Annotated in this window: 10 protein-coding genes and 1 pseudogene; 10 read left to right on the plus strand and 1 reads right to left on the minus strand. The window is 67.1% G+C overall.

What is annotated here, in order from left to right:
• The first annotated feature begins 477 nt into the window (after window positions 1–477).
• The 9 genes from C1931_RS08680 (at window position 478) to C1931_RS08720 (ending at window position 11,063) form a co-directional block, all read left to right on the plus strand.
• A complete protein-coding gene (locus tag C1931_RS08680) occupies window positions 478–3,069 on the plus strand; it encodes a TonB-dependent receptor (protein WP_108756019.1) in 2,592 nt (863 codons plus the stop codon).
• A gap of 27 nt (window positions 3,070–3,096) precedes the next feature.
• Window positions 3,097–3,678, plus strand: coding sequence for an FMN reductase (msuE, locus tag C1931_RS08685; protein ID WP_108756020.1), 582 nt, complete (start codon window positions 3,097–3,099; stop codon window positions 3,676–3,678).
• Between the two features lie 156 nt (window positions 3,679–3,834).
• Complete coding sequence (locus C1931_RS08690) at window positions 3,835–4,197, plus strand: DUF3088 family protein (RefSeq protein ID WP_108756021.1); 363 nt, start codon at window positions 3,835–3,837, stop codon at window positions 4,195–4,197.
• Window positions 4,198–4,211: 14 nt separating this feature from the next.
• Window positions 4,212–5,189, plus strand: coding sequence for an MsnO8 family LLM class oxidoreductase (locus tag C1931_RS08695; protein ID WP_108756022.1), 978 nt, complete (start codon window positions 4,212–4,214; stop codon window positions 5,187–5,189).
• Window positions 5,190–5,206: 17 nt separating this feature from the next.
• Window positions 5,207–6,550 carry an LLM class flavin-dependent oxidoreductase gene (locus C1931_RS08700; RefSeq protein WP_108756023.1) on the plus strand — a complete coding sequence of 448 codons (1,344 nt, stop codon included), beginning with the start codon at window positions 5,207–5,209 and terminating at the stop codon, window positions 6,548–6,550.
• Between the two features lie 4 nt (window positions 6,551–6,554).
• Window positions 6,555–7,775, plus strand: coding sequence for a M20 aminoacylase family protein (locus C1931_RS08705; protein WP_108756024.1), 1,221 nt, complete (start codon window positions 6,555–6,557; stop codon window positions 7,773–7,775).
• A 5-nt stretch (window positions 7,776–7,780) separates the two neighbouring features.
• Window positions 7,781–8,332, plus strand: a complete 552-nt coding sequence (locus C1931_RS08710) for a GNAT family N-acetyltransferase (RefSeq protein WP_108757704.1) — start codon at window positions 7,781–7,783, stop codon at window positions 8,330–8,332.
• Window positions 8,329–10,071, plus strand: coding sequence for an amino acid ABC transporter permease/ATP-binding protein (locus tag C1931_RS20620; RefSeq protein WP_108756025.1), 1,743 nt, complete (start codon window positions 8,329–8,331; stop codon window positions 10,069–10,071). Before C1931_RS08710 ends, C1931_RS20620 begins: the two co-directional genes overlap by 4 nt.
• A gap of 17 nt (window positions 10,072–10,088) precedes the next feature.
• Entirely contained in the window at window positions 10,089–11,063 is a 975-nt protein-coding gene (locus C1931_RS08720; protein ID WP_108756026.1) for an ABC transporter substrate-binding protein, read from the plus strand.
• A 421-nt stretch (window positions 11,064–11,484) separates the two neighbouring features.
• Here C1931_RS08720 and C1931_RS08725 read toward each other — a convergent pair whose 3' ends face one another.
• Window positions 11,485–14,604, minus strand: a complete 3,120-nt coding sequence (locus C1931_RS08725) for a discoidin domain-containing protein (protein ID WP_108756027.1) — start codon at window positions 14,602–14,604, stop codon at window positions 11,485–11,487.
• Between the two features lie 215 nt (window positions 14,605–14,819).
• Between C1931_RS08725 and C1931_RS08730 the strand changes: the two are divergent.
• Window positions 14,820–15,095, plus strand: a pseudogene (locus C1931_RS08730) (DNA-binding protein); the annotation flags it as partial.
• Window positions 15,096–15,147: the final 52 nt, after the last annotated feature.

Consider the following 15,147-nt stretch of genomic DNA (forward strand, 5'->3'; position numbering starts at 1 on the left):
GTGAGTTGGGGTCAGATCCCTTCCGCAGGAAGGGCTCTGACCCCGGTGGGGTGTGTGGGATGGCGTGTGGGGTCAGAGCCCTTTCCTGCGGAAAGGGATCCGACCCCGGACGGGTGCAGTGAGTTGGGGTCAGATCCCTTCCGGAGGAATGGCTCTGATCCCGGTGGGGTGTGTGGGATGGCGTATGGGGTCAGAGCCCTTTCCTGCGGAAAGGGATCCGACCCCGGACGGGTGCAGTGAGTTGGGGTCAGATCCCTTCCGCAGGAAGGGCTCTGACCCCGGTGGGGGGGGTGGGATTGCGTGCGGGGTCGGATCCCTTTCCTGCGGAAAGGGATCCGACCCCGGCTGCGTAAGGTCATTACCAGCGGTCATGTGGCTGGCGCGATATGACGGTTGGGTGACGCGATTTCGCCTGTTGCGTGGGGGGCGGGGGCTCTTGAATGGAGGTGTGTCTCCGGCCCACCCCCAAGAGCCCCCATGCCTGCCGCCCACACACCTGTCCTGAATACCCTTGCGGTTCTGATCGCGGCCACGCTGGCCGCTGCACCTGCCCACGCCGCCGATGCTGATGCTGATGCTGATGCACCGGCCAGCACGGCCAGCGCCACCTCGGCCAATCTGGCTGCGTCCACGCTGGATGCGGTGGTGGTGACCGGTTCGCGCACCAGCACGCGCACGGTGAAGAACAGTTCCACCCCCATCGATGTGATCTCGGCCGAGGACCTGGCCTCCACCGGCCAGGCCAATCTGCTGGAAGCGCTGCAGCGCAGCCTGCCGTCGCTCAGCCAGATTGGTGGCTACCAGAGCGACCAGGAAAGCCTGATTCGCGGCTACCAGCTGCGCAATCTGTCGCCGGGCTACACGCTGGTACTGGTGAACGGCAAACGCCGCAATGCCAGCGCCTATGTGAGTGGTGCCAACGGCGGCGGCTACCCCGGCCATGCCTGGGCCGATCTGGCGCTCATTCCGGTGTCGGCCATCGACCATGTGGAGGTGCTGCGCGATGGCGCGTCGGCGATCTACGGTTCGGACGCCATTACCGGTGTGATCAATGTGATCCTGAAATCGCAGGCGCACGGCGGCGATGTTTCAGTGGAAAGCGGACAGAGCTTCGATGGCGATGGCACCCGCACCAGCGTGCGCGCCAATGTGGGCCTGCCTTGGGGCGAGGATGGCTTCATCAATCTGTCAGGTGAAACCACGCGCCAGCACCATGCGATTCGCACCCGTCGCTATATCGATGGCTACCTGAGCTACCCGGCAGTGGATGCCAACGGCAACCTAGTGGCGTTGCGCCCGAACAATCGTCTGCCGGCCGGTGCATCGCCGAACCCGGCCGAGGCCACGCGCGATGCCGAAGCCAACACCATCCTCAGTTCGCCGTCCTACGCGTTGAAGGCGTTCGCGGTGAACGTGGGGCACGGCCTGGGCGAGAGCGCGCAGTTCTATGCCAATGCCACGGCCAGCGACCGCACTGCGCAGGCGATCCAGAACTTCCGTCTGCCGGCCACCATTTTCACCACCTACAAAGCGCCGGGCGTGTTGAGTGTGTTTCCCGATGGCTTCCTGCCGGTGCTGGAAACCAAGGAGAAGCAGTACACCGGCACGGCGGGGGTGAAGGGCCAGCTGGCGGGCTGGGACTACGACGCCAGCCTGACCGGCAACCGCAACACGGTGCGCACTTACACGCGCAATTCGGTGAACTATTCGCTGCCATACCCCGGCTCGCCCACCGATTTCTACGACGGCAAGCTGGATTACCAGCAGGGCATCGCCAACCTGGACCTGCGCCGTGGCTTCGAGGTGGCGGCCTTTGCGTCGCCGCTGGAGGTGAGTGCAGGCGCCGAGTACCAGCACGAACAGTACGAGCGCGGCGCCGGCCAGTGGGAGTCGTACACCGGCTTCGGTGCGGCGGCGTTCGTGGGCTATTCCACCGCCGATGCGGTGAAGACCACGCGCAACAGCAAGGCGGTGTACGCCGGTGCGGCCACCAACATCACTTCGCGCTGGTACCTGGATGCGGCGGCGCGTTGGGAAGACCACTCTGATTTCGGCACGGTGTCCACCGGGCGGCTGACCACGCGCTTCGATTTCACCGATGCGCTGGGCGTGCGCGCCACGGTCAGCAATGGCTTCCATGCGCCCAGCCTGGGCGCGCAGTTCTACCAAGCCACCGGCAGCTGCCCGTGCGGCACCACGCTGGTGGCGCAGGTCGGTTCGCCGGCTGCCGTTGCGCTCGGTGCGACCCCGCTGAAGCCGGAAAAGGCCACCAACTACAGCCTGGGCGTGACCTGGGACCCGAGCCCGGGCTTCCATCTGGCGGTGGATGCGTACCAGATCGATATCCGCGGACAGCTGGGGCAGTCCAGCCAGATTGGCTACAACGCGCAGGACCCGGCGCGCATCACCGACAACAGTGGCACCGTGCTGACCGCCGCGCAGAAGAACACCATCGACGCGCTGCTGGGCACGGCCGGTATCAGCATTCTGCCCGGCGATGCGTTCTACGCCAGCTACTTCACCAACGTGGGCGACACCCGCACGCGTGGCGTGGAGCTGACCCTGGAAGCAAACCAGGACACGGCGTGGGGCAAGCTGCGCTGGACGTACGCAGCCAACGTGGGCCGCACCACCATCCAGAAGGTGAGTGCGATTCCGGCGGCGCTGCAGGGCCTGCCCAACATCAACCTGCTCACCCGTTCCAGCGAATACGCGCTGCGCTACCGCACCCCGCAGTACACGCAGGTGGCGGGGCTGGGCTGGCAGAACGGGCGCTGGCGCTCGAACCTGGACTTCACCTACTACGGGCCGATCAAGCGCCTGAACAACGGCGTGGCCTACACGCAGCCGCCGGTGCTGGTGACCAACATTTCCGGTGCGGTGGAACTGGGCGCGGGCTGGAGTGCCGCGCTGGGGGTGAACAACGTGTTCGACAAGCGCACCCGCAAGGTGCCCGAGTACGCGCGCAGCGCCACCGACGTGGCCAGCATTGAAACCACCTGGGATACCGGTGATGTGCTGAGCACGGTGGGGGCGGTGTGGTATGCGCGGGTGGGTTATCGGTTTTGAGGTGCAAGGCAATCGAGGAGAGTCGTGATGTCTTCTGTAGTGAACGTGGTGGCATTGGTGGGATCGCCGACAGGGTCGGCGACATCGCGCACGTCGTTGCTGGTGCGGCATCTGCTGGATGCGCTGCAGCAGCGGGTGCAGGCGCGGGTGGAGTGGGTGGAGCTGGCGCCGATCGCGCGCTCGCTGGGCCAGGCGCTGTCGCGCGATGAGGCCGAGCCTGCGGTGGAGCAGGCGCTGCAGAGAATCGAGTCGGCCGATCTGCTGGTGGTGGCCGCGCCGGTCTATCGCGGCTCGTACCCGGGGTTGTTCAAGCACCTGGTGGATTTCATCGGGCTGGAAGCGCTGGTGGATACGCCGGTGCTGCTGGCCGCCACCGGCGGAAGCGAGCGCCACGCATTGGTGATCGATCACCAGCTGCGGCCGTTGTTCAGTTTCCTGCAGGCGCACACGCTGCCGATCGGGGTGTATGCCACGCCGGCCGATTTCGATGGCGAAGTGATCAACAGCGCGGCACTGCAGGCGCGCATCGTCTTGGCTGCCGAACGGGCGGGCGGGCACGTGGCGGCGCAGGGCGTTGCGCTGCCGGTGGCGTTGCGCCGCATTGCCTGACATTGCCTGTGATGGCCATGACGTTATGGCCAACACGCATCTGCATGGCCGGATCTGACCGCCGATTGTCGCGCACTGGCGCAGTGGCGGCGCTCGGTCTCTCTAGCATCGAAGGTGACGCGGCAGGATCACGCCGCACCTGATGAGGACTTCACTGTGGCGGTAGACGCATCCCCCAAGCCCATCCTGTTCCTGCTGGATCGACAGTTCGAGGATGGGCAGTTGCCCGGCCAGCGCTTCTTCTGCCGGCACAGCCTGCTGCTGGAAGGCGCGCTGTCCAGCATTGACGGTCTGGACGACCAGCTGGACGTGCGCCGGATCGGGTTCGCCCGGCCGCGCCGTGAGGTGATTGCAGAGATTGGCGAGCAGGACCAGTCGCTGCCCAAGCTGGTGCTGCCGCAGGGCGTGCACAGCGAACACGCCAGTGGCGCGCACCAGGACCGCCAGGTGGTGTCCGGGGCCGAGCCGATTCTGGCGGCGCTGAATGCCCTGCTGGGCATTCCCGTGGCCCACCCCTGAGCGAGGACGCGTGCATGAGCTACCAGATAAGCGTATTGGACAAGAGCCCGGTGGCCGAGGGCGCAACGCCGGAGCAGGCGCTGCGCAACAGCCTGCAGTTGGCGCAGCGCGCCGAGCAGCTGGGTTACCACCGCTATTGGTTTGCCGAACACCACGCCGCACCCACCCTGGCCAGCCCGGCGCCGGAAGTGCTGGCGGCCTGGGTGCTGGCGCAGACCCGGCGTATCCGCATTGGCAGTGGTGGAGTGATGCTGCGCCACTACGCGCCGTACAAGGTCGCCGAGAACTTCAACCTGCTGGCGGCGCTGGCTCCGGGCCGGGTGGATCTGGGCGTGGGCAAGGCCCCCGGTGGCCTGCCGGCCTCGACCGCGGCGCTGGCGGCGGGGCGACCGCCGTTTGCCGATTTCGACCAGCAGCTGCGTGATCTGGAGGGCTATCTGGCCGGCACCCGCGAGGATGCGCAGGCACGGCCGGTACCGCAGACTGCGCCCGAACGTTTCCTGCTGGGCGCGAGCCCGCAAAGTGCGCGCCAGGCCGCCGAACTGGGTTGGCGCTTCGTGTACGCGGCGCACTTCGACGGCGACCCGCGGCACATTGAAGCGGCGTTCGAGGCCTACCGCGCGCTGTCCTCGCAGCCGCCGTTGCTGGCCACGGTGGCCTTCGCTGCGCCCACCGCTGAAGCGGCGGCGCGGCATATCGGTGCGCTGCGCGTGTACAAGCTGCACCTGGCGCCGGGGCAGACAGTGAACCTGCCGAGCCCGGAAGCGGCAGCCGAGTACGCCCGCCAGGTGGGCGTGGCCGAGTTCCGTATCGAGGAAACCCAGCCCAGCGTGCTGTCCGGCGATGCCGCACACGTGCGCGCAGAACTGGACGCACTGCACCGCCGCTTCGGCGTGGGCGAATTCATCCTGGACGCACCGGTGGCCGACCTGGATGCACGCCTGACCTCCCTTGAACTGCTGTCGCCCGCACCGCGCGCGGCAGTGGCCTGACCTGCAGGAGATTCCCCATGAGCACGACCCCGCGACCCATTCCGTTCGGCATCATGCTGCAGGGCCCTGGCAGCCACATGCATGCGTGGAAGCACGCATCGAATCCGGCTGATGCCAGCGTGAACCTGCAGTTCTACATCGACATTGCGCGTACCGCCGAGGACAACGGCATCGCCTTCGGCTTCGTGGCCGATGGCCTGTACATCAACGAAAAATCCATTCCGCACTTCCTCAACCGCTTCGAGCCGATCTCGCTGCTGTCTGCGCTGGCGACGGCGACGAAGAAGATCGGTCTGGCCGGGACGTTGTCCACGTCGTACAGCGATCCGTTTACGGTGGCGCGCCAGTTTGCCTCGCTGGATCTGCTCAGTGGTGGCCGCGCGGGCTGGAACGTGGTGACCTCGCCGCTGGAGGGGTCGGGCCGCAACTACGGCCGCCCGCACCCGGAACATGCGCTGCGCTACCAGATTGCCGATGAGTACCTGGACGTGGTGCAGGGGCTGTGGGATTCGTGGGATGACGATGCGTTCGTGCGCGAGCGCGACAGTGGTGTGTTCTTTGCACCGGAGAAATTCCGCCGCCTCGACCACAAGGGGCGCTTCTTCCAGGTGGAAGGGCCGCTGAACATACAGCGTTCGCCGCAGGGCCAGCCGGTGATCTTCCAGGCCGGCTCTTCCGACGATGGCATTGCACTGGCGGGCAAGTATGCCGATGCGGTGTTTACCCATTCGCCGTCGCTGGAAGAAACCCGCGCCTTCACCCAGAAGGTGCAGAACTCGGCGATTGCCCACGGCCGCAGCGCGGCGGACGTGAAGATCTTCCCCGGCATCGGTCCGATCGTGGGCCGCACCGCCGAAGAGGCCGAGGCCAAGTACCAGGCCATTGCCGCATTGGCGGGCCTGGACGATGCGCTGGCCTACCTGGGGCGCTTCTTCGACCACCACGATTTCAGACAGTACGACCCGGATGCACCGTTTCCGGAGCTGGGTGAGGTGGGCAGCAATTCATTCCGCTCCACCACCGACCGCATCAAACAGGATGCGCGCACCCAGGGCCTGACCCTGCGCCAGGTGGCGCTGCAGGCGGTAAGCCCGCGGCCGAATTTCATCGGTACGCCCGAACAGGTGGCCGACGAATTGATCCGCTGGTTCGATGCCGGTGCCAGTGATGGCTTCATCCTGGGCTTTGCCGCGCAGCGCGAGGGGCTGGATGACTTCGTGAACCTGGTGCTGCCGATCCTGCAGGCGCGGGGTTACCACCAGCGGGAACTGCAGGGGCAGACCCTGCGCGACAACCTGGGGTTGCCGTACAAGGCCAGCCGCCATGCGGTCGATGCCGCGCCAGCGCGGAAGGTGGGGTAGGGCGATGAGCGGAGACATTTCGGTGGCGCCGGGCCACCCTCAGCGCCTTTCCGCAGCGACCGGCGTGCTGCCGGAGATCGCGGCACGCGCTGCCGAGGCCATCGCCATTCGTCATGACCTGCACCGCCACCCGGAACTGGCGTTCGAGGAACACCGCACCAGCGCCCGCGTAGCCGAGCTGCTGCAGCACTGGGGCTATGCGGTGACCACTGGCGTGGGCGGCACCGGCGTGGTCGGTACGCTGCAGCGTGGCAACGGCACGCGCCGGCTGGGCCTGCGCGCGGACATGGATGCCTTGCCGATCGCCGAGGAATCCGGGCTGGCCTATGCCAGCCAGAACGAAGGCCTGATGCATGCCTGCGGCCACGATGGCCACACCGCCATCCTGCTGTCGGCGGCGCATTACCTGGCCCACCATGGGCGCTTCAGCGGCACCCTGCAACTGGTGTTCCAGCCGGCCGAAGAAACAGGTTCGGGGGCCTCGAAGATGATCGACGACGGCCTGTTCGAGCGCTTCCCGGTGGATGCGATCTACGGGCTGCACAACTGGCCGGGCGTGCAGGTGGGGCATTTCGGCTTCGTGGATGGCCCGGCGATGGCGTCGGTGGATTGGGCGCGGCTGAAGGTGATCGGCAAGGGCGGCCATGGCGCCGAGCCGCAGGGCAGCGTGGACCCGATCCTGGCCGCAGCGCATATCGTGACCGCGCTGCAAAGCGTCGTTTCGCGCAATGTCGATCCGCGGCAGATGGGCGTGGTGACGGTGGGCTCGATCCACGGTGGCCAGGCGGCCAACGTGATTCCCGATGCGGTGGAACTGACCCTGACCGTGCGCGCCTACCTGCCGCAGGTGCGTGACACGCTGCGGCGGCGGGTGATCGAGATTGCCGAGCAGACCGCTTCGGCATTCGGCGCGCGCGCGGAGATTTCCTTCCCGCGTGGTTTCCCCAGCGTGATCAACCACACCGAGCAGACCGCGCTGGTGCGTGATCTTGCGCTGCAGGCGTTTGGCCGCGAGCAGGTGGTGGCCGACTTCGCGCCGCGCACGGCCAGCGAGGATTTTGCCTTCCTGCTGCAGGCGCGCCCGGGCAGCTTCGTCTTTGTCGGCAACGGCGACAGCGCCTCGCTGCACAGCCCGCGCTACGTCTTCAACGATGCAGCCATCGCGCCGGCCGCCAGCCTGTGGGCGCGGCTGGCCGAGCACTATCTGGTGGAGGAGGCGGCATGAGTACGGTGTTTGAGAACGAGCGCTTTCTGTATACCAGCGTGGACGATCCGCTGGCACGGCCGCTGTTCGATGGGCTGGAACAGGAATACGACAGCCGCTACGCCGATGTGCGGCGGCGCATTGGCGGCAGTGCCCGCGAGGAACTGCAGCGCTACCCCGCGCAGGCGTTTGCCGCGCCGGTGGGCGCCTTCGTGCTGCTGTTGCGCGATGGCGTGGCCATTTCTGGCGGCGCCTTCATGCCGCACCGCGATGCCGACACCGCCGAGTTCAAACGTATCTGGACGCTGCCGGGCCTGCGCCGCCAGGGCATCGCGCGGCGGGTGCTGCAGGAACTGGAAGAGCAGGCCGCACGCCAGGGCTACCGGCGTGTGTTCCTGACCACCGGCTTCCGCCAGCCCGAGGCCGTGGGCCTGTACCTGAGCCACGGCTACACGGCGCTGTTCGACCTGCACGCCGACCCGGAAACCATCGCGCATCTGCCGTTCGAAAAGAGGTTGCGCGCGCCGCAGCCGGGGGCAGACGCGGCGGTGGTCGCACGCCAGGCGGTGCATGCATGAGCACGCCTTCGACCGCGCTGGAAGGGCTGGCCACGCGCCCGGCCGCTGCACCCGCATTGAAGATCGTGCCGGCGCGGCACCCGCTGCAGGTGGTGGGCACGCTGCTGGCGTTGGCGCTGATCCTGATCGGCCTGCAGTCGGTGCTGGGCAACCCGCGCTGGGGCTGGGGCACGTTCGCCGAATGGTTCTTCGCCAAACCCGTGCTGGAAGGACTGGGGCGCACGCTGCTGCTGACCGCACTGGGCACCGGGCTGGGCTTTGCGCTGGGCACGCTGCTGGCGCTGGCGCGGGTATCCGGCTCGCCGCTGCTGGCGGCGGTGTCGTGGGGCTATGTGTGGCTGTTCCGTTCGATCCCGCTGCTGGTGCTGTTGCTGCTGCTGAACAACCTGGGCTACCTGTACAGCACCATTGAACTGGGCGTGCCGTTCACCGGCATCAGCCTGTTCTCGTACCCGACCACGCAGCTGATCGGCGTGTTCACCGCGGCGGTGCTGGGCCTGACCTTGAACCAGGCAGCGTTTTCGGCCGAGGTGATCCGGGGTGGCATTCTGTCGGTGGACCATGGTCAGTATGAAGCGGCGGCCGCACTGGGCCTGCCACGCGGGCGCCAGGTGCGCCGCATCATCCTGCCGCAGGCGATGCGCTCGATCCTGCCGGCCGCCTTCAACGATGTGATCGGGCTGGCCAAGAGCACCTCGGTGGTTTATGTGCTGGCACTGCCCGAGCTGTTCTACACCGTGCAGGTGATCTACCGCCGCAACCTGGAAGTGGTGCCGCTGCTGATGGTGGCCACGGTCTGGTACCTGGTGATCCTGACCGTGTTGTCGCTGCTGCAGCGGCGGGTGGAGCAGCGCTTTGCGCGTGGCCAGCTGCAGCGCGAGCGCAGCATATCGCGGGTGTCTTCGGTGCCGCGTGCGCGCGCTGCCGTGCCCGGGGATAGTGATCGCCCACGCGTGGCGGTGCCGGTGGAAGCCGGGCAGGGCGCGGCGGTGACGCTGCACGGCGTAGGCAAGGTATTCGACGAGCAGGTGGTGCTGGACGATGTGAGCCTGGACCTGCGCGCGGGCAGCGTGACGGTGCTGATTGGTCCTTCGGGCGCCGGCAAATCCACGCTGCTGCGGCTGATCAACCATCTGGAGCGCGCCGACAGCGGCTATGTGAGCGTGGCCGGGCAGCTGATCGGCTACCGCCGCGAGGGTGACACCCTGTACGAACTGCCCGAGCGTGAGATCCGTCGCCGCCGCGCCGAGGTCGGCATGGTGTTCCAGGGGTTCAACCTGTTCCCGCACCTGACCGCGCTGGAAAACATCATCGAAGCGCCGATTGCGGTACGCGGGGTGTCGCGCGTGCAGGCCGAGCAGCAGGCGCGTACGTTGCTGCAGCGGGTGGGCCTGGCCGACAAGGCCGATGCGTTCCCGCGGCAGTTGTCCGGCGGCCAGCAGCAGCGCATTGCGATTGCGCGCGCGCTGGCGCTGCAGCCGAAGGTGCTGCTGTTCGACGAACCGACTTCGGCGCTGGACCCGGAGCTGGTGGCCGAAGTGCTGAGCGTGATCGAAGAACTGGCGCGGTCGGGCACCACCCTGGTGATCGTGACCCATGAACTGGCCTTCGCCCGCCGCGTGGCCGACCACGTGGTGATGATGGACCAGGGCCGGGTGATCGAGCAGGGCACGCCCGAGGCACTGTTCGAGCGCCCGCGCCAGCAGCGCACCGCCGATTTCCTGGCCAAGACCCTGTAACCCTTTCGAGTGAACCCATGAGCCCTGCATCACACCGTCGTCCTTCGCGCAGCACGCTGCTGGTTGTGGGTGTGCTGGTGATCGGCATTGCCGGCATCGTCTATTCGCGCGTGCGCCAGGCACCGGCGCCGGTGCCGGCTGCCAGCGTTACCTTGGCCGGCGCCGACGCACCAGTGCTGCGCGGCACGCCGGACCCCAAGGCGCAGGCACTGCTGCCGCCCGGCTACCGTTTCGTGACCCCGGGCGTGCTGACCGTGGCCACCCACCCGGCGCAGCTGCCGTTGGCCGACTACGGATCTGACAGCAAGCGGGTGATTGGCGTGGAGCCGGACATCGCGCAGCTGATTGCCGATGGCCTGGGCCTGAAGCTGGTGCTGGTGCCGGTTGCATGGGCCGACTGGCCGCTGGGGCTGGAGTCGGGCAAGTACGATGCGGTGCTGTCGAACGTGACCGTGACCGAAGAGCGCAAAAAGAAGTTCGACTTTTCCAGCTATCGGTTTGACCTGCTGGGCATCTACACACGCACCGACGGCCCGATCCAGAAGATCGAGAAGCCTGCCGATGTGGCAGGGCTGAAAGTGGTGGTGGGGGCCAGCACCAACCAGGACCAGATTCTGCGGCACTGGGACCAGCAGAATATTGCGGCGGGCTTGAAGCCGGTGGAGTACCAGTACTTCGACGATGCGGTGGTGGGGCGGTTGGCGGTGATTACCGGGCGCGCCGATGTGTCGTTTGAACCGAACGCGACCGGTGCCTATTCGGCGCGCGATGGCAAGGTACGGCGGGTGGGGCTGTTCCCCGGCGGCTGGCCGGATTCGGCGGCGATTTCAGCAACTACGCGCAAGGGCAGCGGGCTGGCCGATGCAATCACCCAGGCGTTGAACACGCAGATAGAAAGCGGCACGTATGCGCAGGCGCTGCAGCGCTGGAACCTCGCTGAAGAAGCGGTGCCGCAGTCGCAGACCAACCCGCCGGGGTTGCCGGGGTTCTGATGCAGGCGTGCCAACCACGGTTGGCACCCACCGGAATGCGAGGGGACTGTGCTTTGGTAGGCGTCGACCTTGGTCGACGCAGTGCGTGAAAGCGAGGGGGCTGTGCTCTGGTAGGCGTCGACTTTGGTCGGCGCAGGACGTGCCAACCAAGGTTGGCACCTACCGGAATGCGAGGGGCTGTGCTCTGGTAGGCGTCGACCTTGGTCGACGCAGTGCGTGAAAGCGAGGGGCTGTGCTCTGGTAGGCGTCGACCTTGGTCGACGCAGTGCGTGAAAGCGAGGGGCTGTGCTCTGGTAGGCGTCGACCTTGGTCGACGCAGGACGTGCCAACCAAGGTTGGCACCTACCAAGGCAAAGCGTGCCAACCAAGGTTGGCACCTACCAAGGCGGTGCGTGCCAACCAAGGTTGGCACCCACTCGGGTCACGGCCAACGCGCCTCAAGCGTCTTGAAGGATTTCGCCAGCAGCACGCCATCTTTGTCGAAGTTCGATACCGCTCGCCCATCCACGCGGACGTCCTTCGGCAAGGTGCGGCTGGGCCACCACACGCGCACAGGCGTGCCCTTGCGCAGTCCTTTGCCGAGCGACACGGTCAAGCTGCCGTCGTGCTGCCGTGCCTGCATCTGCAGCGTGCCGTAGGCGGTGGGCAGGCGGTCCACGGCCAGGCCTTCACCCGCTACCCAGGACGGGGGCGCCCCCGGCAACAGCGACAGCGCGTCGTCGTCTTCGCGCATCAGCATGCCGAACAGGGTGCGGCCGTACTCGGCGCCGATCCAGGTGTGCGGCATGTCGCCCAGGTAGCGCGGGAAGCGCAGACGTGAATGCACTACTTCCGCCAGCACCTGCCACTGCAGCGGCCGGCGATCGTGCAGCAGGCCCTGCAGCAGTTCGTCGGCTGCTTCGGGTTGGCCCAGGTGTACGTAGCTCAGCACGTTGCGGATTTCGTACGGTGTATAGGCATATAGCGCGCCGGGCTGGTTGCGCTTGCGCACATCGTCCAGATAGCGGGCGAAGGTGGTGCGCAGGGCCTCGGCGGGCAGCACGCTCTGCGCGCCGGTGGGGTCCAGTGCGATCAAAACACCGGTCGGGTCGCCGTCGCCGAGGTCTGCCGAGGACGGAATGAAGTCGATGCCCTTCCATGCCATGGTCGCGCGGATCGAGGCATGCAGTGCGTCGTACAGCGCCTTGTACTGTTCGTGCGCCCACCTTGCGGTTTCGTGGTCGCCCAGCGATTCGGCCAACCACGCGCCATCATGCCAGCCCTTCAGACCCCAGTAGTCGTCCCAGTAGCTGTGGGTCGGTGAGGGGTAGCCCTCGTGGCTGATCGACGGCGCCAGAATGCCGGCGAAGCGCTCCGGCGACGGTTGGTCGGCCATGTAACCCGGCACCAGGGTGCGTTCGCGTAGTTCCTGCAGGAAGCGCAGCGCGGCCTTCACCTTGGGCAGATAGGCACGCACGCTTTCCGGCCCGCCATCCAGCCGTGCGACATCGGCCACCAAGGTGATGTACTGGCCCTGGCTGTCGTACTCGATGTCCGAGCCGAAGCCGGTATTCACGCTGCCATCGTCGTTGAGGATGGGTGACACCAGGCCGTTGTCATGCACGCCGTGTTCGCTGTACCAGGCCAGGTAGTCGCGCGCGACCTTGGCTTCGCCCATGCGCAGCAGCACGGCCGAGGTCGCCATGCCATCGCGGATGAAGGAACGGTTGTAGTTGCGGGGGCCGGGCTGCATGGCCGGACCGGTCTGGTTGATCAGCATGTAGGCGGCCTGCGCGCGCAGCATGTCCACCAGCGAAGGATCGGGCAGGCGCAGGCCCACCTGGCCCAGCCGTGCCTGCCAATCGTTGGAGGCGCGGCTGGCCAGCGTGTCGAAGGCCGTGTCGCCGTCGCGCGGCAGCGACGCGAGGTCGAGGGCCGGTGCCTGCGGCAGCACGCCATTGGCATCAGCGTTGGCGGTGCCCAGCGGGAAGGCCACCACCACCGCATCGCTGGCACCGGGGGCCAGGCGGATGCGATAGCTCAACGCCGCCGCTGCCAGGCCGGTGGCATCGCTGGCCTGTTTCGCTGCAGGCAGCTGTCCGCTGGCGATGGCCGCGGTGATTTCGGTGTCGCCTTCGTTGCCGAACGGTGCGCTGCCTGCGGCATCCACGCTGGTGAGTGACTGCAGCAGGATGCGGCCATTCACGCGCACGGCGTTGTCTGCAACGGCCACCTCGCGGATCGGCGACAGCCCGCCGTTCTGCCAAGGCGGGTTCATCTGCATCGGTCGCACGGCCAAGTTCAGCGTGCCTTCGATCGCTGTAGTGCCGGTGTTGTGCAGACGATGGCGCACGAAGGTGACCGGCTGACCGTCGCGCTCGATGGCGAAGGCCTCGCTGCGCAGTTCCAGCCCCGGCTGCGGCGACCAGATGGCCGATGGCATTGGCTTCCAGCCATCGCGAAGGGCGTGCTGCACGGGGTGTCCGGCGGCGCCGGCGGTGCGGCCATCGGCGCTGCGCCAGATCGGTTGAACCAGCGGCGCACCCTTGAAGGCCTCGATGTTGCCGTATTCGTCGAAGATCGATTTCTGCCGGCCCGCGTGCACGCCCACTGCCGTCCAGTACGTCTGCTGCATGTGCAGTGAGGCAGGGAACAACGCGCGCTGCGCGCCGCTGGCAGCGATCTGGTAGCGCTTCATCGGTGTCATCACGGCCTTCGGGCCGAGCAGGCGGATGCGTTTGACCTGCGGTGCGTCGCCTTGCACGGTCAGCCGCAGTGCCTGCAGGTCGAGCGGTGCATCGGCTGCCAGCCAACTCTGCTGCCGCGTGGCAGCCTGCGCATCGCGCGCCAGCTCGTGCCAGCGACCTTGCGCGTCCTGTGCCTGCAGGCGTGCGGCGCCGTGCACGCTGGCCCAGTCCACCGCCAGCCCGGTGCTGGGCTGCGCGCGGGGCAGGATGATGTCGAGCGTGTGGCCGCCGCCCTTGCCGGCGGGTAGGGCAACCGTGCCGCCGCCCTGCCATAGCGCAGCGGTCTGGGTGGCATCCAGACCGGCCACCCGTGCGCTGAGCGTGGTGTCGAGCGGTTCCATTTCGAAGATGGACACACCCCAGTCGGACGTGCGCTGTGGGCTGGCCAGGCGCAGGTAGCGGGCCTGGCGGGGCGCGAAGTACAGGGTTTCGATGCCGCCCAGCGAATCGGCCATGACGTAGGCCGTCTGCCACTGCGTGCCATCGAGCGAGGTCTGCAGCGAATAGGCTTCGGGGTTGGAGACATCCCAGGTGAGGCGCGCGCCTGCCAGCATTGCCGGTTTACCCAGATCGATCTGGAACCAATGGCCGGGGCTGAACGCGCCACCGGTCACCGTCTTCGGATCGTTGTCGATCAGGTGGCTGATGGCCATCGCTGGCACCTGCTGCGATGAGGCGCTGGCCTGCCATTGCGCGCGCGGTGGCAGGTTCTGTGCGCTGACCGCTGCCGCCAGTGCGAGGGTGGGCAGCAGCAGTGCCTGGGCGAGGCGCCGGTGCGGCGGGGGAGTTGTGCAGCGGTCGGCGCAGAGCGTCATTGCGAAGGCCTCACATGAGCACGGCCCGGGAACGGGCAGGGCTACGCTAGCAAGGGATGTAAGCGGTTACATGACGCATCGCAGTATGTGGGCGGGTCAGGGTAGGGACGGCGTGCCAACCCGGGTTGGCGTTTATCCGAGTGACGCGTGTGCCTCTGGAGCGCTGCCAAGGAATGCATGTGTAATGACGGATACCTGTGGCAAGAGCTGCGCCCATGACCGGATTCACGTTCACGCTGACCTACCGATTGCCCGGTGCCCGCTTATGCGCAGGCGCTCTGGAACTGCGCTTTGCGGAAGCGGGTTGCGACGATGCGCTGTTGGGGATTGGGCGGCCAGGCCGGTTTGCGCTTGAGTTCTGCAGACAGGCCGCCAACGTTCAGGACGCTGTTTCATCGGCGCTTGCCGATGTACGCCGAGCCGTGCCTGTGGCCCAGTTGATCGATGTCAGCCCTGAACTGGCGGGGCTGAGCGACGTTGCTGCGTTGTTGCCGCGGCGGCGCAGGTGAACGTGGGCATGGAGTCGCAACGCCTGCGGTAGCG

Origin of the sequence: Stenotrophomonas sp. YAU14A_MKIMI4_1 (assembly GCF_003086855.1) — a bacterium.
In the GTDB taxonomy this organism is placed as follows: domain Bacteria; phylum Pseudomonadota; class Gammaproteobacteria; order Xanthomonadales; family Xanthomonadaceae; genus Stenotrophomonas.